Origin of the sequence: Streptomyces sp. NPDC002088 (assembly GCF_040296605.1) — a bacterium.
Classification (GTDB): Bacteria; Actinomycetota; Actinomycetes; order Streptomycetales; family Streptomycetaceae; genus Streptomyces.
In genome coordinates this window covers 22614-42079 of the sequence record NZ_JBEOXO010000004.1, presented here as the reverse complement: position 1 = coordinate 42079, position 19466 = coordinate 22614, and the positions used below count along the sequence as shown (strand labels likewise).

The 19466-nt window shown below is 71.2% G+C and carries 18 protein-coding genes and 3 pseudogenes; 12 read left to right on the top strand and 9 right to left on the bottom strand.

What is annotated here, in order from left to right; translation table 11 throughout:
* The first annotated feature begins 102 nt into the window (after positions 1-102).
* A complete protein-coding gene (locus tag ABT114_RS10160; RefSeq protein ID WP_351140655.1) occupies positions 103-1557 on the top strand; it encodes an APC family permease in 1455 nt (484 codons plus the stop codon).
* A 147-nt stretch (positions 1558-1704) separates the two neighbouring features.
* Positions 1705-2472 carry an ArsR/SmtB family transcription factor gene (locus ABT114_RS10155; protein WP_351140654.1) on the top strand — a complete coding sequence of 256 codons (768 nt, stop codon included), beginning with the start codon at positions 1705-1707 and terminating at the stop codon, positions 2470-2472.
* A gap of 78 nt (positions 2473-2550) precedes the next feature.
* Here the strand turns inward: ABT114_RS10155 and ABT114_RS10150 are convergent, their stop codons facing one another.
* Complete coding sequence (locus ABT114_RS10150; RefSeq protein WP_351140653.1) at positions 2551-2991, bottom strand: SPW repeat protein; 441 nt, start codon at positions 2989-2991, stop codon at positions 2551-2553.
* Between the two features lie 207 nt (positions 2992-3198).
* Entirely contained in the window at positions 3199-3789 is a 591-nt protein-coding gene (locus ABT114_RS10145; RefSeq protein ID WP_351140651.1) for a sigma-70 family RNA polymerase sigma factor, read from the bottom strand.
* A gap of 124 nt (positions 3790-3913) precedes the next feature.
* On the opposite strand from ABT114_RS10145, the gene ABT114_RS10140 reads away from it, so the two are divergent.
* Positions 3914-4948, top strand: a complete 1035-nt coding sequence (locus ABT114_RS10140) for a MerR family transcriptional regulator (protein WP_351140649.1) — start codon at positions 3914-3916, stop codon at positions 4946-4948.
* Between the two features lie 30 nt (positions 4949-4978).
* On the opposite strand, the gene ABT114_RS10135 is transcribed toward ABT114_RS10140, so the two are convergent.
* Positions 4979-6352 (bottom strand): cryptochrome/photolyase family protein, encoded by a 1374-nt coding sequence (locus tag ABT114_RS10135; protein WP_351140647.1) that lies wholly within the window; start codon positions 6350-6352, stop codon positions 4979-4981.
* A 71-nt stretch (positions 6353-6423) separates the two neighbouring features.
* On the bottom strand, positions 6424-7953 hold the full coding sequence (locus ABT114_RS10130) for an SDR family oxidoreductase (RefSeq protein WP_351140645.1): 1530 nt from the start codon (positions 7951-7953) through the stop codon (positions 6424-6426).
* 311 nt (positions 7954-8264) lie between these two features.
* Between ABT114_RS10130 and ABT114_RS10125 the strand changes: the two genes are divergently transcribed.
* Entirely contained in the window at positions 8265-8432 is a 168-nt protein-coding gene (locus ABT114_RS10125; RefSeq protein WP_351140643.1) for a DUF8839 family protein, read from the top strand.
* A gap of 32 nt (positions 8433-8464) precedes the next feature.
* On the opposite strand, the pseudogene ABT114_RS10120 reads toward ABT114_RS10125, so the two are convergent.
* Positions 8465-9133, bottom strand: a pseudogene (locus ABT114_RS10120) (LysR family transcriptional regulator); the annotation flags it as partial.
* Between the two features lie 137 nt (positions 9134-9270).
* Here ABT114_RS10120 and ABT114_RS10115 point away from each other — a divergent pair.
* The 4 genes and pseudogenes from ABT114_RS10115 to ABT114_RS10100 all read left to right on the top strand — a co-directional run bounded on the left by ABT114_RS10115 (position 9271) and on the right by ABT114_RS10100 (position 12610).
* Complete coding sequence (locus tag ABT114_RS10115; protein ID WP_351140641.1) at positions 9271-9366, top strand: putative leader peptide; 96 nt, start codon at positions 9271-9273, stop codon at positions 9364-9366.
* A gap of 127 nt (positions 9367-9493) precedes the next feature.
* Positions 9494-10653 (top strand): annotated as a pseudogene (gene sfnG, locus ABT114_RS10110) (dimethylsulfone monooxygenase SfnG).
* 155 nt (positions 10654-10808) lie between these two features.
* On the top strand, positions 10809-11363 hold the full coding sequence (gene ssuE / locus ABT114_RS10105; protein ID WP_351140639.1) for an NADPH-dependent FMN reductase: 555 nt from the start codon (positions 10809-10811) through the stop codon (positions 11361-11363).
* 104 nt (positions 11364-11467) lie between these two features.
* Positions 11468-12610, top strand: coding sequence for an LLM class flavin-dependent oxidoreductase (locus ABT114_RS10100; RefSeq protein ID WP_351140637.1), 1143 nt, complete (start codon positions 11468-11470; stop codon positions 12608-12610).
* A gap of 29 nt (positions 12611-12639) precedes the next feature.
* Here the strand turns inward: ABT114_RS10100 and ABT114_RS10095 are convergent.
* A pseudogene (locus ABT114_RS10095) lies at positions 12640-13188 on the bottom strand (acyl-CoA dehydrogenase); the annotation flags it as partial.
* A gap of 198 nt (positions 13189-13386) precedes the next feature.
* Here ABT114_RS10095 and ABT114_RS10090 point away from each other — a divergent pair.
* A complete protein-coding gene (locus ABT114_RS10090; RefSeq protein WP_351140635.1) occupies positions 13387-14706 on the top strand; it encodes an aldehyde dehydrogenase family protein in 1320 nt (439 codons plus the stop codon).
* Positions 14707-14777: 71 nt separating this feature from the next.
* Positions 14778-15683 carry an aldo/keto reductase gene (locus ABT114_RS10085; protein ID WP_351140633.1) on the top strand — a complete coding sequence of 302 codons (906 nt, stop codon included), beginning with the start codon at positions 14778-14780 and terminating at the stop codon, positions 15681-15683.
* Here ABT114_RS10085 and ABT114_RS10080 read toward each other — a convergent pair.
* Positions 15655-16146: a pyridoxamine 5'-phosphate oxidase family protein gene (locus ABT114_RS10080; protein WP_351140632.1), complete on the bottom strand. Its 492-nt coding sequence runs from the start codon at positions 16144-16146 to the stop codon at positions 15655-15657. The two genes, ABT114_RS10085 and ABT114_RS10080, sit on opposite strands and share 29 nt — an antisense overlap.
* A gap of 263 nt (positions 16147-16409) precedes the next feature.
* Between ABT114_RS10080 and ABT114_RS10075 the strand changes: the two genes are divergently transcribed.
* Positions 16410-16820 carry a VOC family protein gene (locus ABT114_RS10075; protein WP_351140630.1) on the top strand — a complete coding sequence of 137 codons (411 nt, stop codon included), beginning with the start codon at positions 16410-16412 and terminating at the stop codon, positions 16818-16820.
* 25 nt (positions 16821-16845) lie between these two features.
* Entirely contained in the window at positions 16846-17916 is a 1071-nt protein-coding gene (locus ABT114_RS10070; RefSeq protein ID WP_351140628.1) for an adenosine deaminase, read from the top strand.
* Here the strand turns inward: ABT114_RS10070 and ABT114_RS10065 are convergent.
* Together ABT114_RS10065 and ABT114_RS10060 are read right to left on the bottom strand one after the other, a co-directional pair.
* On the bottom strand, positions 17898-18413 hold the full coding sequence (locus ABT114_RS10065; RefSeq protein ID WP_351140626.1) for a mycothiol transferase: 516 nt from the start codon (positions 18411-18413) through the stop codon (positions 17898-17900). The genes ABT114_RS10070 and ABT114_RS10065 overlap by 19 nt on opposite strands.
* Before the next feature lie 25 nt (positions 18414-18438).
* Positions 18439-19323, bottom strand: a complete 885-nt coding sequence (locus tag ABT114_RS10060; protein WP_351140624.1) for a LysR family transcriptional regulator — start codon at positions 19321-19323, stop codon at positions 18439-18441.
* Positions 19324-19466: the final 143 nt, after the last annotated feature.

Here is a 19466-nt window from a genome sequence, read left to right as displayed (position 1 = left end):
GCATACTTGACGCGTCTAGTAAGTCTCCTTAACTATATCGGGCACTCGGCCGCTCGGCCCCGCCGGGCGAGCTCCACTCCCTGCCGCGCGTCAGGAGTCCCCATGTCCGGTAGCCCGCCACCCTCGGGTGGCTTCGTCCGCCGCGTCGGCCTGTTCCAGGCCACCGCCATCAACATGAGCCAGATGTGCGGCATCGGTCCGTTCGTGACGATCCCGTTGATGGTCGCCGCGTTCGGCGGCCCCCAGGCGGTCATCGGGTTCGTCGCGGGCGCGGTGCTGGCGCTGTGCGACGGGCTCGTCTGGGCCGAACTGGGCGCCGCCATGCCCGGCTCCGGCGGCAGTTACGTCTATCTCCGTCAGGCCTTCCAGTACCGCACCGGGCGGCTGATGCCGTTCCTGTTCGTGTGGACGGCGATGCTCTTCATTCCGCTGATCATGTCCACCGGCGTGGTCGGCTTCGTCCAGTACCTCGGCTACCTGGCCCCCGACCTGGGCCGGACGTCGGGCGACCTGATCGGCCTCGGCGTCATCGCCCTGGTGGTGATCCTGCTCTGGCGCGGCATCGAGCACATCGCCCGTATCACCGCCGTGATGTGGGCCGTGATGATCGCCTCGGTGCTGCTGGTGATCGTCGCCGCGGCCACCGACTTCAGCCCGCATCTCGCCTTCACCTACCCCGCGCACGCCTTCGACCTGACGAGCGACCACTTCTGGCTGGGCTTCGCCGCGGGCCTGACCATCGGCATCTACGACTACCTCGGCTACAACACCACCGCCTACATGGGCGCCGAGATCAAGGACCCCGGCCGCACGCTGCCGCGCTCCATCCTCTTCTCGATCCTCGGCATCATGGCGATCTACCTGCTGCTGCAGATCGGCACGCTCGGTGTCATCGACTGGCGCCGGATGGCCGACCCGCACGACATCGCCGCCACCTCGGTGGCCTCCGCGGTGCTGGAGGAGACCTGGGGCAAGGGCGCCGCCGACACGGTGACCGTCCTGATCCTGATCACGGCCTTCGCCTCGGTGTTCACCGGCCTGCTCGGCGGCTCGCGGGTGCCGTACGACGCCGCCCGCGACCGGGTGTTCTTCCGCCCGTACGAGAAGCTGCACCCCCGGCACCGGTTCCCCACGCTGGGCCTGGCCACGATGGGCGTGATCACCGCGATCGGCTTCCTGATCGGCCGTCACACCGACCTGGCCACGCTGATCCAGCTCCTGACCACGGTGATGGTGATCGTCCAGGCGCTGGCCCAGATCGTCGCGCTGACGGTCCTGCGCAGGCGTCGGCCGACCCTCGACCGCCCGTACCGGATGTGGCTCTATCCGCTGCCGAGCATCCTGGCCTTCGCCGGCTGGTGCGTGATCTACGGCTACGCCGACAAGAACTCCCCGGGCCGCCACCCCATCGAATGGTCCCTGGCCTGGCTCGCTCTCGGCTGCGTGGCGTTCGTGATCTGGGCATCAATGGAGAAGGTGTGGCCGTTCGGGGAGAAGGAGATCAGCGAGGAGTACGCCGCCGCGCCCGCGCCCGAGGGGGAGCCCGCCGGAACCTGACCGCACTCCTTGCGCAGGCGCGCCGCAGCGTCCATGGGCGGCGCTCCGGTGCGCCGTGCTGCTCCGACATGCAGGTAGTCACCTGCGCTTGACATGCAGGTAATTGCCTGCATAACTTTGGGTGTGCGATCAGAGGACGACTCAAGGATGGACAAGGTCTTCAAGGCGCTGGCCGACGGCACGCGCAGACGGCTGCTGGACCGGCTGCACGAACAGAACGGGCAGACGCTGGGCGAGCTGTGCGAGCACTTCGCCATGGCCCGGCAGTCGGTGACGCAGCACCTGGCCGTCCTGGAGGCCGCCAACCTGGTCGCCACCGTGCGGCGGGGGCGGGAGAAGCTGCACTACCTCAATCCGGTCCCGCTCCACGAGATCCAGGAGCGGTGGATCGACAAGTTCGAGCGCCCGCGCCTGCGCGCGCTCGGCGCCGTGAAGCAACGAGCCGAGGAAGCCATGACCGACAAGCCCACATTCGTCTACGTCACCTACATCGCGAGCACGCCCGAGAAGGTCTGGGAAGCGCTCACCGACGCAGACCTGACCGCCGCGTACTGGGGCCACCGCAACGTCTCGGACTGGCAGCCGGGTTCACGCTGGGAACACGTCCGCACGGACGACTCCGGCGTCGCCGACGTGGTCGGCACCGTGGTGGAGAGCGAGCGCCCGACCCGGCTGGTGACCACCTGGGCCGCACCCGAGCACGAGGGGCGCGAGGACAAGCACTCCCGGGTCACCTTCGACATCCAGCCGCACGCCGACATCGTCCGGCTCACCGTCACCCACGAGAACCTCACGAGCGAGGGCGACCTCGCCGACGTGTCCGCCGGCTGGCCGGCGGTGCTTTCCAACCTCAAGTCCCTCCTGGAGACCGGCAGCCCGCTGCCGCAGGACCCGTGGCAGGTGCCGAACGGCTGAACGGGCACGAGCGGGCCGGTCCGCGTGGTGCGGACCGGCCGGCAGGGTGATTCGCCTCCTGCGGTAGGTGCGGGACTTTTACGACCTGGGGGCGCTCCTCGCCGCCGTGACCGCGCACACCAACCCGAGGATCAGGGCAAGGACGCCGATGATGATGTTGTTCAGCACGACACCGGTGTCGGGGCTCGTGCCGACGACCCACGGCGAGATGATCATCCACACGCCCAGTGCGCACATGGCCCAGCTGAGCCCGTACATGCGTTCCGGAGCGGCGGTGAACCCGAGAGCCAGCAGGCCGATCGCGACGCCGATGATCAGGTTGTGGGGCGCGAGCGCGGGCTGGCTCGTCGTGTAGTGGAGTATCCAAGGGGATACGGCGCAGTACAGACCGAGCAGGAACACCGGTCCGTCCACGAGCGCCACATCACGACCACCGAGCATGCGGGCGTACCGTGCCCGCATTTCGGAAATATCAGGGTGAGTGGATATGTCACCTCTGGTGGGCGAGACGTTGGCCATGACTCGTCTCCTTTGACTATCGGGCCTGACCGCGTCTGGTGCGGTATGCGGTAAGCGCCGCGTACGTACATTCTGCCCTTATTTCGCCTTTATGTGTAGCTGGGCGGAGTGGGCGGTGAGCCGCGGAGAGGTCGGACCGCGCCCGGCCGACCTCGCGCCGCGGCAAGCTCGGCTCGTACCCGGGGCGCGCCTCCGCCCGCTCTCCTCTCAGGCGTACATCTCCTGTCGCAGACAGCGGCGCAACTGGTGCAGCCCGCGCCGCGCGTGACTCTTGACCGTGCCGAGGGGCAAACCGGTGCGCTCCGCGATCTGCGTCTGGGTCAGGTCCTCGTAGAAGGTCAGTCGCAGCACCCGCTGTTGGGGTGCCGGGAGCCGGGCGAGCCCGTCGCGTACGAGCACCTGGTCGAGGACGGCCTCGGGACGCTGCTCCGCGGGCTCGGAGAGCGCGAGCGCGGCGCCGGCCGAGGATACGAGGTCCGCGCGGCGGGTGCGCGCGGTGAGCGCGTCGGCGATCTTGCGCTTGGTGATGCCGACGATCCACCCGGCGATCGTGCCGCGCTCGGGCCGGTAGCCCCGGCGGCCGTGCCACACACCGAGGAACACCTGCTGCGTGACGTCCTCCGCCTCCCTCGCGTCCCCCAGGGAGCGCCAGGCGAGCGTGTGCACCAGGGCCGACCAGCGGTGATAGGCGGCGGTCAGGCAGGCCTCGTCGCCTGCCACCAGGCCCCGCGCCAGTTTCTCGTCGGCGAACGACTCCGCCGGGGGGACCCACGGAGGGGCGCTCGGATGCGGGCTCATGACGGCGGCTCCTCACGTCGGACGGACCGGCCCGCAGCACCGCCGGCGGGCCCGGTGCCGTCATCGTGCGAGCGCGAGGGCAATCCCTTCAACTTGCATCGGTTCTGCATCGTATAGTCGCCCCATGGGTGCTTCCGCGAGCGAGTACGCCCCCGGGACAGGTCTCACCACCGGTGCCGTGGCACGCCGGCTGGGGGTGTCACCCACCACGCTGCGCTCCTGGGACCGCAGGTACGGCATCGGTCCCGCGCTCCGTTCCGACGGACGCCACCGGCGCTGGACCCGGCAGGACGTGGCGACGCTGGAGACGATGTGCCGGCTGACGTCCGCCGGTGTGCCGCCCGCCGAGGCGGCCCGTGCCGCGAAGGGGCAGCCGGGCGCCGCCACGCCCGATGCGGATGCCGACGCCCCTGGTGCGCCGCGACCGTCGGGCCGTGCACGGTCACGGGCGGCCGGCCCGCTGCCCCTGGGTGACGTACGCCAGGAGTGCCGCGGCCTCGCCCGCGCCGCAGTCCGGCTCGACGCCCCGGCGGTCGAGGAGCAGCTGTTCGCGGCGATTGAGGAACACGGGCTGACGGTCGCCTGGCAGGAGGTGATGGTGCCGACGCTGCACGCGGTGGGACGCAAGTGGGCCTCGTCCGGCGACCGTTACGTCGAGGTCGAACACCTCCTGTCCTGGCATGTGTCCGGCACCCTGCGCCGGCACACCCGTCCCCCGGTACGGCAGGGCGACGCCGCCGCCCCGGGACCGGTGGTACTGGCCTGCGTGCCCGGCGAGCAGCACACCCTGCCGTTGGAGGCGCTCAACGCAGGACTGAGTGAACTCGCCATCCCCACCCGGATGTTCGGGGCGGCCGTACCCGCGGAGGCGCTCACGGCCGCGGTCGACCGGCTGGGCCCCGCGGCCGTGGTGCTGTGGGCGCAGGCACGCTCCTCGGCGCCCCTGCCGCTGGCCCAGCGTGTCGCCGCCGCCCAGTGGGGAGTGAAGGGCGCGCGCCGGCAGCCGTTGGTGGTGCTCGCCGGTCCGGGCTGGCTCGGGCGCTCCGCGGACGGGATGGCGAGGCCGAGCGTGCTGAAGGACGCGGTGGAGATGCTGGCCGGTCTGTACAGAGGGCACGGCGGACACGGACACGGAGGATCCGGCGGCCACGGATGGTAGGCGCCCGGCGTGCGGTTCGTGCACGCCGCCTCAACCGCGTTCGCGGGCCTGTCGGAAGCGGGCCAGTCCGTCCGCGAGGTCGACGATCGGCTCCGGGTAGTCCGGTGCGGCACGGTCCAGGCCCCGGAGTTTCCACGGCTCGTGCACCAACGGCGCCTCGATGTGTGCCAGTTCCGGTACCCATCGTCGTACGTAGGCCCCGTCGGGGTCGTGGCGCCTGGCCTGGGTGACCGGGTTGAGCACCCGGTTGGGGCGGGTGTCGGTGCCGGTCCCCGCCACCCACTGCCAGTTGAGCTGGTTGTTGGCGACATCGCCGTCGACCAGCAGGTCCAGGAAGTGCCGGGCTCCGACCCGCCAGTCGACGTACAGCGTCTTGGCGAGGAAGCTCGCGGTCAGCAGGCGGCACCGGTTGTGCATCCAGCCCTCGTACCGGAGCTGGCGCATCCCCGCGTCGATCACCGGGTAGCCGGTGCGGCCTTCCCGCCATGCCGCCACGTCCTCCCGCGCCGTCCGCTCGGACCGCCAACGATCCCGCTTGGTGCGGTAGTCCGCGGTGGCCACCTCCGGGCGCGCCGCGAGCACCTGGCGGTGGAAGTCGCGCCACGCGAGCTGCCGTACGAACGCCTCGGCACCGGGCCCGCCCGCGCGGCGCGCCCGGTGGACGAGTTCGATGGGCGAGAGGGTGCCGAAGTGCAGGTGGGGCGAGAGACGGGAGGTGGCGTCGCCGGCGAGGTCGTCGCGGCTGTCCTCGTAGCCGGTGATACCACCGCGGAGCCAGGCCATGAGCCGCTTCCGGCCCTCCGTCTCGCCGCCGGCGGCGAGACCCTCCGACACTCCGGCCAGGCCGCCACGGGAGGGCAGCTCCTCGGAACCGACGCCGTCCGGGACCGGTACGGCGCGTGGCGCGCCGAGGGTGTCGCGCAGCGCCTGCCGCGACCAGTGCCGGAAGTAGGGGGTGAAGACGGCGAAGTGGTCCGCGGAGGTTGGCGTCACCGCTCCCGGACCGACGGCCGTGGTCACCGTGTCGTGGACGTGCAGTCGCACGCCCTGTCCCTCCAGCGCGCGCCGCAGCCGCTCCTCCCGCCGGTGCGCGTAGCCGCTCACGTCGGCCGCCATGTGCACCTCGTCGGCGTCCGCCTGGGCGGCAGCCCCGCAGACCTGCTCGACGACGTCGCCGGAGCGCACGACGAGCCGCCCGCCGCGCTCGCGCAGGCCCGCGTCCAGGTCCCGCAGGCAGTCGGCGAGGAACGCCAGCCGGTTGGGCGCGGCGAAACCCGAGCCTTCCACGGCCCGGTCGCGCACGAAGAGCGGCACGACCTGACGGGAGCCCTCGATGGCGGCCCGCAGCGGGGGATGGTCGTGCAGACGGAGGTCGGAGGTGAACAGGACGACCGAGACGTTCATGAGGGAAGCTCCGGAGAAGGGTGGGGGCCGGTGAGGTGCTTCCGGCCCGGGGCGCCCGGCGGATGCACACGTCATCCCGTGGGCGCACGTTCCCTCTCCGGGGGGACCGGGCCCGCCACCGCGGCCCGCGCGATGTTGCGGGCCATGCCGCCGAACACGAGGGCGTGGAAGGGGGAGACGCTCCACCAGTAGGCCTGGCCGAGCAGCCCGCGCGGATGGAACAGGGCACGCTGTCGGTAACGGGTGCGGCCGTCGTCGTCCGTCTCCGCGTACATCTCCAGCCAAGCCAGACCCGGCAGCCGCATCTCGGCCCGCAGCCGAAGCAGACGCCCGGGTTCGATCTCCTCGACCCGCCAGAAGTCCAGCGAGTCGCCGACCCGCAGCTGCGCCGCGTCCCGGCGCCCGCGGCGCAGCCCGACCCCGCCGACCAGCCGGTCCAGCCAGCCGCGCACGGCCCAGGCCAGGGGGAAGGAGTACCAGCCGTTCTCTCCGCCGATGCCCTCGACCACGCGCCACAGCGCCTCGCGCGAGGCGTCGACCGTCAGTTCGCGGTCGTCCGTGTAGAGGCTGCCCCCGGCCCAGTCCGGGTCGGTGGGCAGCGGGTCGCTCGGGGCGCCCGGCACGGAGGCGGAGGACCACCGGGTCGTCACCTTCGCCTCGCGCACCCGCCGCAGGGCCAGCCGGACCGCCTCGTCGAAGCCGATCGGATGCCCCGGCGGGTCGGGGACGTGACGGACGATGTCGTGCTCGTGGCACACGACCTCGTGCCGCAGCGACTCGGTCAGCGGTCGGGCCATGGCCGCGGGCACCGGCGTGACCAGGCCGACCCACAGACTGGACAGCCCCGGGGAAAGCATCGGCACGGAGAGGATGAGACGGTGCGGCAGGCGCGCGACGGCGGCGTAACGCACCATCATCTCCCGGTACGTCAGGACGTCAGGACCTCCGATGTCGAAGGCGCGGTTGACCTCGGCGGGCATCCGGGCACTGCCGACGAGGGTGCGCAGCACGTCCCGTACCGCCACCGGCTGGATCCTGGTGTGCACCCAGCTCGGCGTGACCATCACGGGCAGACGTTCGGTGAGGTAGCGCAGCATCTCGAAGGAGACCGAGCCCGAGCCGATGATCACGGCCGCCCGCAGCACGGTGGTCGGCACCCCGGAGTCCAGCAGGATGCGGCCGACCTCGGCCCGCGAGCGCAGATGGGGCGAGAGCTCCCGCTCGGGGACACCCGCGGGGGTGAGGCCGCCGAGGTAGACGATGCGCCGTACGCCCGCGGCCCTGGCCTGTTCGCCGAAGATACGGGCGGCCGCGCGGTCCGTCCGCTCGAAGTCCTTGCCGCTGCCCAGCGCGTGGACCAGGTAGTACGCGACGTCGACGTCCCGCATGGCGTCGGCGACGGATGCGGCGTCGGTGACGTCGCCGCGCACCACGTCCGTGTCGCCCGCCCACGGGTGGTCGCGCAGCCGGTCGGGGGAGCGGGCCAGGCAGCGCACCCGGTGGCCCGCGGCGAGCAGCTCCGGTACGAGCCGGCCGCCGATGTACCCCGTGGCGCCGGTCACCAGGGAGCGCAGCCCGGCAGTGCTGTCGTCTTCGATCACGTGGACTCGGCCCTTCGCGTCGCTTCCCCCCTCGTGTCTCCCTCATCACTTCCCCGCGCAGGGCCGCTCCGGATGCGGCGTACGGGTTTCCGTACGACCGCGTGTCACAGCGAGCGACCGGGAGGAGCCGCGCGCGGGGAAAGCGGTCCCAGGACGGCGCGGTGTCGACCGACCTGCCCGCGGCGGTTCCCCGCTGGGCACGCGCACGCCGGGTCCCGCACATGATCGCGCCGATCCGGGGCAGGCGGTTCGTACGAGAGACAGGAGTATCGGCCGATGGCCGATGGTCGATTCCGGAGGTGTCTGCCGCTATGGGCGCGAAGGTGTTGGAGCGTTTTCCTGCGGGAGCCCCGCGCGGATCATGGCCGGCGGAGGAGTACGCGGCGGCCCGCCGTGCGCAGGGCGAGCCCGCGACCGTGGTGATGGACCTGAAGTCGGACGCCTTCCTCGTGGTGGTTCCCGGGCACGACGACGACTGAGCACGACAACTGGCCGTGTGTACGTGGGTCAGTCCTCGTCGGGAATACGCGAACGCGGGACCACGCCCGCCCAGCAGGCGATGGACGTAGCGGTGCATCACATAGCCCGACCGCATGCCGATGAGCGGCTCCGCGAGCAGGTCGTCCGGCGTCACCGCCGCCCGGGACGCCAGCGGACTGTCCGGGCGTACGCACACCACCGGCCGCCCGCGCAGCAGCTCGGTCGACTCGAACCCGGCCGGCATGTCGTCGCCGTCCAGGTGGTTGACGAGCCCGAGGTCGAAAGCGCCCTCCAGCAGGGCACGGTGGATGTCGGTCTGCTGTGCGCCGACCACCTCGACCTGGGTGAGGGGATGCGTGCCGCGGAAGTTCCGCACCACCGGAATGAGCAGCGGCACGGTCGCCGCGTTCACCGTGCCGAGCCGCACCATGCGGCTGATGCGGTGCTGTTCGCCCGCCACTGCCCGCAACCGGTCCACCGCGTCCAGCACATTGACGATGTGCGGCAGCAGTTCCCGGCCCGACGCGCTCATCCTGGCGCCGGAGCGCTTGCGTTCCAGGAGATCGACGCCGAGCTCGCGTTCCAGATTCCGCACGGTCTCGCTCAACGCGGGCTGGGACAGGCGTAGTTCCTCGGCGGCCCGGCGCAGGGAACCGAGTCTGGTGACCGCCGCGATGTATTCCAGCTGTTCTGTCCGCACGGCAGCAGAATGCTGGCGCTTTCCGGGGCGGTTCAAGGGTTTCCCTGTCATGCCTTCGTGAAATTCAATGGTCCGCGATACGAGACCGGTCGGGTTTTCCTTGACTGCCCCGACCGGCGGCTGCCACGATCGACGGCATGAAGATGCGACTGGACCTCACGCGGCGACGCCATGTCGACCTCGCGCGCGTCTCCAGCGCCTCCTGTTGCGCCGCGGCCCGAGAATCCTTCTGATTCGCCGCGTTTACCTTCTTCCCTCTCTGTCGTCGGGCGGACGTGCGTCGTCTTCCGTTGCCTGAACGCAGAGATCATCGCGCCGTGTGAATTCGGCGTTCCCGAAATTCCGCAACTGGAGTTCCGCATGTCCACAGCGCCCGTGAAATTCGCCTACTGGGTCCCCAACGTCAGCGGGGGACTCGTCACCAGCAAGATCGAGCAGCGCACCGACTGGGGATACGACTACAACCGCGAACTCGCCGTCCTCGCCGAGAACAACGGCTTCGAGTACGCGCTCAGCCAGGTCCGTTACATGGCCGGCTACGGCGCCGAGTACCAGCACGAGTCGACCAGCTTCAGCCTTGCCCTGCTCCTCGCCACCCAGCGCCTGAAGGTCATCGCAGCCGTCCATCCCGGTCTGTGGCACCCGGGCGTCCTCGCCAAGCTGGGCGCGACCGCCGACCACCTCTCGAACGGCCGCTTCGCGGTGAACGTCGTCAGCGGCTGGTTCAAGGGCGAGTTCACCGCCCTCGGCGAGCCCTGGCTGGAGCACGACGAACTCCCCCAGTTCTCGGCTTCGCTCGAACCGGGGGCACCCCCATCCGCCGTTCCGAGGAGTTCATCAGCGCCCTGCGCAAGATCTGGACCGAGGACCACGCCGAACTCGCCGGCGACTTCTACCGGTTGCGAAACTTCTCCCTCAAGCCCAAGCCCCTCAACACCCCGGAGCGCCCGCACCCGGAGATCTTCCAGGGCGGCAACTCCACCGCCGCCCGGCAGATGGCCGGCCGGGTCTCCGACTGGTACTTCTCCAACGGCAAGGACTTCGACGGCGTCGTCGAGCAGATCGACGACGTACGGGAATCGGCGGCCCGAGCGGGCCGTACGGCGCCGAAGTTCGGCCTCAACGGCTTCCTGATCGCCCGCGACACCGAGGCCGAGGCACGCGAGACCCTCCGTGAGATCGTCGCGCAGGCCGACGGCGAGGCCGTCGAAGGGTTCGGCGCGGCCGTGAAGCAGGCCGGCCGGTCCACGGCCGACGGCAAGGGCATGTGGCAGGACTCGACCTTCGCCGATCTCGTCCAGTACAACGACGGCTTCCGCACCGGCCTGATCGGCACTCCCGAGCAGATCGCCGAGCGCATCGTCGCCTACAAGAAACTCGGCGTCGACCTGCTCCTCCTGGGCTTCCTGCACTACCACGAGGAGGTCGAGTACTTCGGCAAGCGGGTGCTGCCCCTGGTACGCGAGCTGGAGGCCCAACTCCCGGCTGGGGAGCCCGACTCCGTCGCCGTGCACGCCTGACCTTCCGAATCGCGCGACCGCGTCGCCCACAAGCGGCGTGAGGTCGGCCGCCGGGTCCTGGAGGGCGAACTGCCCGAACCCACCTGGTACTCCTGACCGCTTCCCTCAGCGGTGCCTCCCGCACGGAGGTGCCCCGCCGTCCCGAAAGAGGACCCATGGCCACCGTCCTGTCCGTCTCCGGCAGCCCCTCCGCCTCCTCCCGCACCAACCGCCTGCTGCGCCACCTGGACCAGCGGCTGGTCGCGCAGGGCCACGAGGTGATCCCGCTCGACGTCCGCACCATCCCCGCCGAGGCACTGCTCGGCGCGGACTTCCGGCACCCGGCGATCGTCGAGGCCACCGAGCTGTTCGCGCGCGCCGACGGTGTCGTCGTCGGCACCCCCGTCTACAAGGCGTCGTACTCCGGTGTCCTCAAGGCGCTCCTCGACCTGCTCCCGCAGTACGCCCTCACCGGCAAGACCGTGCTGCCGCTGGCCACCGGCGGCTCCACCGCGCACGTCCTGGCCATCGACTACGCGCTGCGGCCGGTCCTGAACTCCATGGGGGCGGCGCACATCGTGCAGGGCTGGTTCACCCTCGACAAGGACATCACCGTGCACGACAACGGCTCGCTGACCGTCGCCCCGGCCGCCACCGAGGCGCTCACCCAGGTGGTCGACCAGTTCTCGGCCGTGCTGGGCCGCACCCCGCTGCTGGCCGCGGCGAGCTGAGCGCATCCGCTGGAAGACCCAGCACATCGGCCGGTACGTGCTCAACGGGACGCAGCCGCCCCGCCACGGCCTCCTCTAGCCGCCGCCCAGATCGGAGACCCCAGGTGTCCCTCACCTTCCACTGGTTCCTGCCCACCAACGGCGACAGCCGCCACGTCGTCGGCGGCGGCCACGGCACCCCGGCCACCGCCTCCGGACGGGACCGGCCGCCGACGGTCGCCTATCTGAGTCAGATCGCCCGCGCCGCCGAGGACCTCGGCTTCGTCGGCGCGCTGACGCCGACCGGGGCCTGGTGCGAGGACGCATGGCTGACCACCGCGATGGTCAGCCAGAACACCGAACGCCTGAAGTTCCTGGTCGCCTTCCGCCCCGGCTTCGTCTCGCCCACCCTCGCGGCGCAGATGGCGTCCACTTTCCAGCGGCAGACCGGCGGACGGCTGCTCCTCAATGTCGTCACGGGCGGCGAGAGCCACGAGCAGCGTGCCTACGGAGACTTCCTCGACAAGGACGCGCGCTACCGCCGTACCGGCGAATTCCTCCAGATCGTCAGGGAGTTGTGGGAGGGCAGGACCGTCGACCTGGCCGGGGAGCACCTCCAGGTCGAGGACGCGAAGCTGGCGCGCGTGCCCGATCCGGTGCCCGAGGTGTACTTCGGCGGGTCGTCCCCCGTCGCGGGCGAGGTCGCCGCCAAGCACGTCGACGTCTACCTCACGTGGGGCGAGCCGCCGGCCCAGGTCGCGAAGAAGATCGCGTGGATCAGGGGGCTGGCCGCGAGGGAGGGCCGTACCCTCCGCTTCGGGATCCGGCTGCACGTCATCACCAGGGACACCTCCGAGCAGGCCTGGGCGGAGGCGCACCGGCTGCTCGACGGCTTCGACCCCGAGACGGTGAGGGCCGTGCAGGCGGGGCTGGCGCGCAGCGAGTCCGAGGGGCAGCAGCGGATGCTCGCGCTGCACGGCGGTGGCCGGGACGGGCTCGAGATCCACCCCAACCTGTGGGCGGGCATCGGACTGGTCCGCGGCGGCGCGGGCACGGCGCTGGTCGGCAGCCACCAGGAGGTCGCCGAGCGGATCAAGGAGTACGCGGCCCTCGGGATCGAGGAGTTCGTGCTCTCCGGGTATCCGCATCTGGAGGAGGCCTACTGGTTCGGGGAGGGAGTGCTGCCGCGGCTGGCCGCGGAGGGAGCGTGGAAGCACCCGTTCCGGCAGGATGCGGCTCCCTGGGCCCAGGTGCCGTTCGCGTCCTGAGCGCCCCCAAGGACCTGTCCGGCGTTGCCCGCAAGGGTGTCGAGGTGCGCCTGGCGTGACTCCGTCGTCTGGCCCTGGACCAGCAGGAACAGGCCCTCGCGGGCAAGGCGTTGGGCCTTGCTGGTCAAGGCCGGCGCACGGCCGCCGCCGGCCGCCACCGCCGCGGTGGTGGCCGCCCGCATCACCTCGTACGCCTGCGTCCTGAGCACCAGGCGGTCCGCCAGGTGCTCGTGAGGTACGGGGTGGTCGGCGAGGGCGTAGGCCCGGCGCCGTACCTCGTCGACGCGGGTGCGCAGCGGCGCGGCGGTTTCCTCATCCAGCAGGTCCAGCGCCGCCCGCGCGACCCCGAACACCGCGGGTGAGGCGTTCACCGCCTTCGGCCGGTCGGTCGGGGCCCAGCGGTCGTACGGCGACCGCAGGGCCAGGGCCTCCTCCGGCAGCCACAGGCCGTCCAGCTCCAGCGACACGGTGTGCGCGGCGGTGAGTGTCGCGAGCCGCATCGGCGGCGACGCCCGCAGGCCCGGCTGCTCCTGCGCCTCGGTGAAGGCGAACAGGGCCTCGTCCGCGTCGGTCACCCCGATGCTGCTCGACTGCCGAGAGGACGTACGCGTGATGTGATCGGATCGTCGCGGAAAGTAGCTCCCCGTGTCGCGGAATGTATTTCGGTGCATGAAAGGTTGGCAATTGCATCCAGATAAGGTTGGCCAGTACAACGAGCTGACCGCTCATGACCGAACCGGCGGGTCGCAAGACCCGCCCACCACCAGCGAGGCACCGTGAACGAGACCCCCGAGCAGCCCGCAACGGCCGTGGCTCGGCTGCGCGCCACCTTCCGAACCGGCCGCACCAAGCCCGTCGAGTGGCGCACCACCCAGCTGCGCCGCCTGCGGGAGATGCTCACGGAGAAGGGCCCCGACCTGGCCACCGCCCTCCACGCCGACCTGGGCAAGAGCTCCACCGAGGCCTACCGGACCGAGATCGACTTCACGATCCGCGAGATCGACCACACCCTCGACCACCTCGCGGAGTGGCTGCGCCCTGAGCCCGCCCCCGTCCCGGCGCACCTCGGCGCCGACGCGACGGCCTGGACGCAGTACGACCCCCTCGGCGTCGTCCTCGTCATCGCCCCCTGGAACTACCCCGCCCAGCTCCTCCTCGCCCCGCTGGTCGGCGCCCTGGCCGCCGGAAACGCGGTCATCGTCAAGCCCAGCGAGCTGGCACCGGCCACCTCCACCGTGCTCGCCGGTCTCCTGCCCGCGTACCTCGACGCCGACGCGGTCGCCGTCGTCGAGGGCGGCATCCCGGAGACCACGGCCCTGCTGGCCGAGCGCTTCGACCACATCTTCTACACCGGCAACGGCACCGTCGGCCGCGTCGTGATGCGTGCCGCCGCCGAGCACCTCACCCCGGTCACCCTCGAACTCGGCGGCAAGTCACCGGCGTTCGTCGACCGCGGCGCCGACCTCGCCGTCGTCGCCGACCGGTTGGTCCGCGGCAAGTTCCTCAACGCCGGCCAGACCTGCGTCGCCCCGGACTACGTCCTGACCGACCCGGAGACCGCCGCCGCCCTGGAACCCGCGCTCGCCGGTGCCGTCGAGGCGCTGTTCGGCACCGAACCGGCCGCCTCCGGCGAATACGGCCGCATCGTCAACGAGCGCCACTTCGACCGGCTCGACGGCCTGCTCGACTCGGGCCGGGGCGTCGTGGGCGGGAGCACCGACCGTACGACGAAGTACATCGCGCCGACCGTCCTGGCCGACGTCGACCCCGCCTCGCCGGTGATGCGGGAGGAGATCTTCGGCCCGATCCTCCCGATCGTCACCGTGCCCGGCCTGGACGAGGCGGTCGACTTCATCAACGACCGCGACAAGCCGCTTGCCCTGTATGTCTTCACCGAGTCCGACGAGACCCGCCGCCGCATCGCCGCCGAGACCTCCTCCGGCGGCCTCGGCTACGGCCTTCCGCTCGCCCATCTCACCGTCTCCGACCTGCCGTTCGGCGGCGTGGGGGAGAGTGGCATGGGCAACTATCACGGCCGGTACTCCATTGAGACGTTCAGCCACCGCAAGGCCGTGCTGGAGAAGCCCCTGGGCTGAAGCCGCCGGGCTGCTCCACGGCTGTGCAAAGTGCCCGTTCCGCTGTCCGGGGCGTGTGTGAGACTCCGCTGATGACCTCTGAGACGATCACCGCGGACGCGGCGGGCACCTGGACACTCGGCGACCTGACCGTCGGCCGCGTCGGCTTCGGCGCGATGCGGCTGACGGGCAGCGCCGCCTTCCACCACGGCACACCGAGCGACCGCGACCGCTCGATCGCCGTCCTGCGCAAGGCCGTCGAACTCGGCGTGAACCACATCGACACGGCCGCCTTCTACTTCTCCTCGCTGCGCTCCGCCAACGAGCTCATCAACAGCGCGCTGTCCCCATACGCCGACGACCTCGTCATCGCCACGAAGGTCGGCCCCTTCCGCAACTACGCGGGGGAGTGGGGCGGTTTGGACCGGCCGGAGGACCTGCGCGCGCACGTCGAGGAGAACCTGCGCCAACTCGGCCGCGACCACCTCGACCTCGTGTATCTGCGGCGCATGCGCCAGGACTCGATCGCCGAGCACTTCGGCGCACTCGCCGACCTGCGCACGGCGGGTCTCGTCCGCCATCTCGGCATCTCGGACGTCGAACCCCGGCACCTTGCGGAGGCGCAGGCCATCGCGCCCGTGGTGAGCGTGCAGAACAAGTACGGTCTGGACTTCCGCGAGCCCGAGACGGACGAGGTTCTGCGGCTCTGCGGCGAACAGGGCATCGCCTTCGTGCCCTTCTTCGCCATCGCCGGTGACGGAGGTGCGCGGGGCGCGGCCACCTCCTACGACGCGGAGGTGCTCGCCATCGCCCGCGCGCACGGCGCCGGCCCCGCCCAGGTACGGCTCGCCTGGACCCTGCGACAGGGCCCGCACGTACTCGCCATCCCCGGCACCGGCAACCCCGACCACGTCGTGGAGAACGTGGCCGCCGGCGCGCTGCGCCTCACGGACGAGGAGGTGGGGCGGCTCAACGCCCTTCGTCAGAAGGCCGGTTGAGGGGGCGCGGGGCCCAGACCCCGTCCCGCATGAGGTGCCGGCCGGGCAGCTCGTGCTCCCCGCGCCACGCCTGCACCGCACGCGGGCGCACCCGGAAGTAGACGTACTCCGCGCTGTCCCCCAGGGGATCCCAGCCAGTCTTCGTGCGGAACGCGTCGGCCGCCGCCCCCGGCACGTCCACCGCGGTGAACATCTCCGCATCACCGTCCACGAGCACGACGTCCTGGGTGTCCCCGAACGCCAGCCGGGCCCGCCCACCGCTCCGCAGATTGCGGCCGGTGGGATTGGCCGGCCGGGTGGACAGCCACAGGGCCTCGCCGTCCCAGACGAACCACAGCGCGACCAGGCACGGGACCCCGTCGGCGTCCGCCGTGGCCACCCAGATGTCCATCTCCTCTTCCAGGCGGGCCAGTACGTCGTGCTTGCGCTGTCCGGAGGTGCGCGGCGCGCCGGTGATCTTCATGGCGGGCACGCTAGCGAGCGGCGGTCCACCGCGCCTCGGGCCGGAGACCGGTTGCGGCACGGCCCGGAGACCTAGGCCGGGGCCGCCGTGTCCCCCGTGTACTGCGCCAACCCGGCCGTACTCCCACCAGCCGGTACATACTAGTAGGTACAGAACTCCGACCGCGCAGCGACCCGTGATTCCCGACCGGTCGCAGAGCGACTGGCGTGCGTGAGGTTTTACGTATAACCTCTCCCGTCAATCGTACGTACCGAAAGGCCCCGATGAGACGCATCGCCCTGGTCACCCTCGTCGTCGACGACTACGACGAGGCGATCCGCTTCTACACCGAGGCGCTCGGGTTCCGCCTCGTCGAGGACGCCCCACGCCCCGACGGCTCTCGCTGGGTCGTCGTGGAACCCGGGACGACCGGCGCCGATGGGCAGGGCACCGGGCTGCTGCTCGCCCGGGCCAAGGACGAGACGCAGCGCGGCCGGGTCGGTGACCAGACGGGCGGGCGTGTGGGGTTCTTCCTGCACACCGACGACTTCGCCCGCGACCACGCCCGGATGCGCGCCGCGGGCGTGACCTTCCTGGAGGAGCCGCGCCACGAGCCGTACGGCTCGGTCGCCGTCTTCCAGGACCTGTACGGAAACCGCTGGGACCTGCTCCAGCCCGCCGAGCAGCGGATCTGACCCACTTGCCACAGAGAGACCGCCCATGACCGCCCCCCGCATAGACGCCGACACCCTCCGACGCCTCCCCAAGGCCGTCCTGCACGACCACCTCGACGGCGGTCTGCGCCCCGCCACCGTGGTGGAACTCGCGGCCGAGGTCGGCCACACCCTGCCGACCACCGACCCCGACGCGCTCGCCGCCTGGTACTACGACGCGGCCAACTCCGGAGACCTGGTCCGCTACATCGCCACCTTCGAGCACACCCTCGCCGTGCTGCAGAACCGCGAGGGCCTGCTGCGCACCGCCGAGGAGTACGTGCTCGACCTCGCCGCCGACGGCGTCGTCTACGCCGAGGTGCGCTACGCCCCCGAGCTGATGCTGAACGGCGGGCTGACGCTGAACGAGGTCGTGGAGACCGTGCAGGAGGGCCTCGCCGCAGGTATGGCGAAGGCGGCCGCCGTCGGCACCCCCGTCCGGGTCGGCACCCTGCTGTGCGGCATGCGGATGTTCGACCGCGTCGGCGAGGCCGCCGAGCTGGCCGTCGCCTACCGTGACGCCGGTGTCGTCGGCTTCGACATCGCCGGCGCCGAGGACGGCTTCCCGCCCGCCGACCACCTGGCCGTCTTCGAGCACCTGCGCCGTGAGAGCGTGCCGTTCACCATCCACGCCGGCGAGGCCCACGGCCTGCCCAGCATCCACCAGGCCCTCCAGGTGTGCGGAGCCCAGCGCATCGGCCACGGTGTGCGCATCACCGAGGACATCGTCGACGGCAAGCTCGGCCATCTCGCCGGCTGGGTGCGCGACCGCCGCGTCGCGCTGGAGATGTGCCCGACGTCCAACCTCCAGACCGGCGCCGCCACCTCGATCGCCGAGCACCCGATCACTGCCCTGAAGGACCTGGGCTTCCGGGTCACCCTCAACACCGACAACCGTCTGGTGTCGGGGACGACGATGACCCGTGAGATGTCGCTGCTCGTGGAGCAGGCGGGCTGGACCCTCGAGGACCTGCGCACGGTCACGGTGAACGCCGTCAAGAGCGCGTTCATCCCGTTCGACGAGCGCAAGGCCCTCATCGAGGAGGTCGTCCTGCCGGGCTACGCGGCCGCGCTCTGAATCAGCCCCCGGGCGTAGGCGGCCTGTCCGACGTGCTGGAGATCGTCGGACAGGACGCTGACCAGTCGCACGCCCAGGGTGACGGGCGGATCCCAGCGGGTGTCGACGACGCGCTCCAGGTCCTTGGCGGTCAGGCCGCGCAGGGCTTGGAGGCTCTGTTCGTGCACCGCGTCGTAGTAGCCGGTCAGCAGGTCTCCGGAGTCGACCCGCACCTTGGCGACCTTCGCCGAGGTGTGGCCGTAGCCGGTGTCGTGGCGCGGCAGGTCGAGGCCGAAGCGTTTCTCCCACTCCTGCGACAGCCATACCTGGTCGAGGCCGAAGGCGTCGGCGATGTGGTCGTCCTGGACCCGGGTGAGGTGCCAGACCAGCCAGGCGATGGAGTTGGCGTCCGCGCCGGGGCGGGCGGCGAGGTCGTCGGGGCCCAGCCCCTCGACCACGGAGTGGACTTCTTCCTGGATGCGGTTGTACGCGTCGATGAGGACGTCCTTTGCATACATACGTCCACCATCGCGCAGCCGTCGCTCACGCGCCGCCTGTTTCCAGCAGAGCCATCAGTGCCCGGGCCGCCGGACTGGTGCCTTGGGGCGGCGGCAGCAGGGCGGCGGTCTCGTACACCGTCTCGCCGGTGCCCTTCAGGGGCAGTGCGGTGAGCGACTCCCGCTTGTGCCGGAAGTGGCGCGGTACGACGGCGACGCCGAGGTTCTCGTCGATCAGGTCGAGGAGGCTGTGCACGTCGTTGACCTCCAGCGCGACCGTTCGCCGCACCCCGGCCTCGGCGAAGGCGGCGTCCGTGGTGCGGCGCGGGCCCCAGTCCGGATGGAAGTCGACGAAGACCTCGCCGCTGACCTCCTCCGGCGTCACCGCGGCGCCGGCCATGGCGAGGCGATGTGCGGGGTGGCACAGCAGCGTCATCGGCTCGCCGGCCAGCGACACGGAGCGCAACTGGTCGGTGTCCGCCTCCGTCCGGTAGGCGAAGGCCAGATCCAGCCGCCCGGCCGCGACCTCCTCGGCCAGCGCGCCCGACCCCGCCTGCCGCAGCCGGATCTCCACGTCCGGGTGGCGCCGCCGGAAGGCGGCGAGCAGCGCCGCCACCTGCACTCCGGCGATGCACTGCTCGGTGCCGAGCGCCAGCGTGCCGCGCAGCACGCCCTGCACCGCGGCCACCGCCTCGTGCGCGGCCCTGACCTGCGCCAGGATCCGCTCCGCCTCGGCAAGCAACGCGCGCCCGGCCTCCGTCAGCGTCACCCGGCGGGTGGTGCGCACGAACAGCGGGGCCCGCAGCTCCCGCTCCAGCGCCCGGATCGAGGCCGACAGGCCCGACTGGGACACCATCAGCCGTTCGGCGGCCCGGGTGAAGTGCTGGTCCTCGGCGACGGCGACGAAGTGCTGGAGGTGGCGCAGTTCCATGATTGAGAAGCGTATCCGCTGAATTCCATCGGATTCTTCTGTTGGACCACTGCCCGTGGGCCGCGCGAGAGTGGGTAGCGGTTCCCTGAACCTGATGTCCTGAACCGGATGTCCTGAATCTGACATCCTGCGCCAATCCCTCA

What these genes read in the sequence shown, in the direction of transcription:
- ABT114_RS10160 (WP_351140655.1), top strand. Translation starts at nt 103, where the DNA reads ATGTCCGGTAGCCCGCCACCCTCGGGTGGCTTCGTCCGCCGCGTCGGC.
- ABT114_RS10155 (WP_351140654.1), top strand. Translation starts at nt 1,705, where the DNA reads ATGGACAAGGTCTTCAAGGCGCTGGCCGACGGCACGCGCAGACGGCTG.
- ABT114_RS10150 (WP_351140653.1), bottom strand. Translation starts at nt 2,991, where the DNA reads ATGGCCAACGTCTCGCCCACCAGAGGTGACATATCCACTCACCCTGAT.
- ABT114_RS10145 (WP_351140651.1), bottom strand. Translation starts at nt 3,789, where the DNA reads ATGAGCCCGCATCCGAGCGCCCCTCCGTGGGTCCCCCCGGCGGAGTCG.
- ABT114_RS10140 (WP_351140649.1), top strand. Translation starts at nt 3,914, where the DNA reads ATGGGTGCTTCCGCGAGCGAGTACGCCCCCGGGACAGGTCTCACCACC.
- ABT114_RS10135 (WP_351140647.1), bottom strand. Translation starts at nt 6,352, where the DNA reads ATGAACGTCTCGGTCGTCCTGTTCACCTCCGACCTCCGTCTGCACGAC.
- ABT114_RS10125 (WP_351140643.1), top strand. Translation starts at nt 8,265, where the DNA reads ATGGGCGCGAAGGTGTTGGAGCGTTTTCCTGCGGGAGCCCCGCGCGGA.
- ABT114_RS10115 (WP_351140641.1), top strand. Translation starts at nt 9,271, where the DNA reads ATGAAGATGCGACTGGACCTCACGCGGCGACGCCATGTCGACCTCGCG.
- ssuE (WP_351140639.1), top strand. Translation starts at nt 10,809, where the DNA reads ATGGCCACCGTCCTGTCCGTCTCCGGCAGCCCCTCCGCCTCCTCCCGC.
- ABT114_RS10085 (WP_351140633.1), top strand. Translation starts at nt 14,778, where the DNA reads ATGACCTCTGAGACGATCACCGCGGACGCGGCGGGCACCTGGACACTC.
- ABT114_RS10080 (WP_351140632.1), bottom strand. Translation starts at nt 16,146, where the DNA reads ATGAAGATCACCGGCGCGCCGCGCACCTCCGGACAGCGCAAGCACGAC.
- ABT114_RS10075 (WP_351140630.1), top strand. Translation starts at nt 16,410, where the DNA reads ATGAGACGCATCGCCCTGGTCACCCTCGTCGTCGACGACTACGACGAG.
- ABT114_RS10070 (WP_351140628.1), top strand. Translation starts at nt 16,846, where the DNA reads ATGACCGCCCCCCGCATAGACGCCGACACCCTCCGACGCCTCCCCAAG.
- ABT114_RS10065 (WP_351140626.1), bottom strand. Translation starts at nt 18,413, where the DNA reads ATGTATGCAAAGGACGTCCTCATCGACGCGTACAACCGCATCCAGGAA.
- ABT114_RS10060 (WP_351140624.1), bottom strand. Translation starts at nt 19,323, where the DNA reads ATGGAACTGCGCCACCTCCAGCACTTCGTCGCCGTCGCCGAGGACCAG.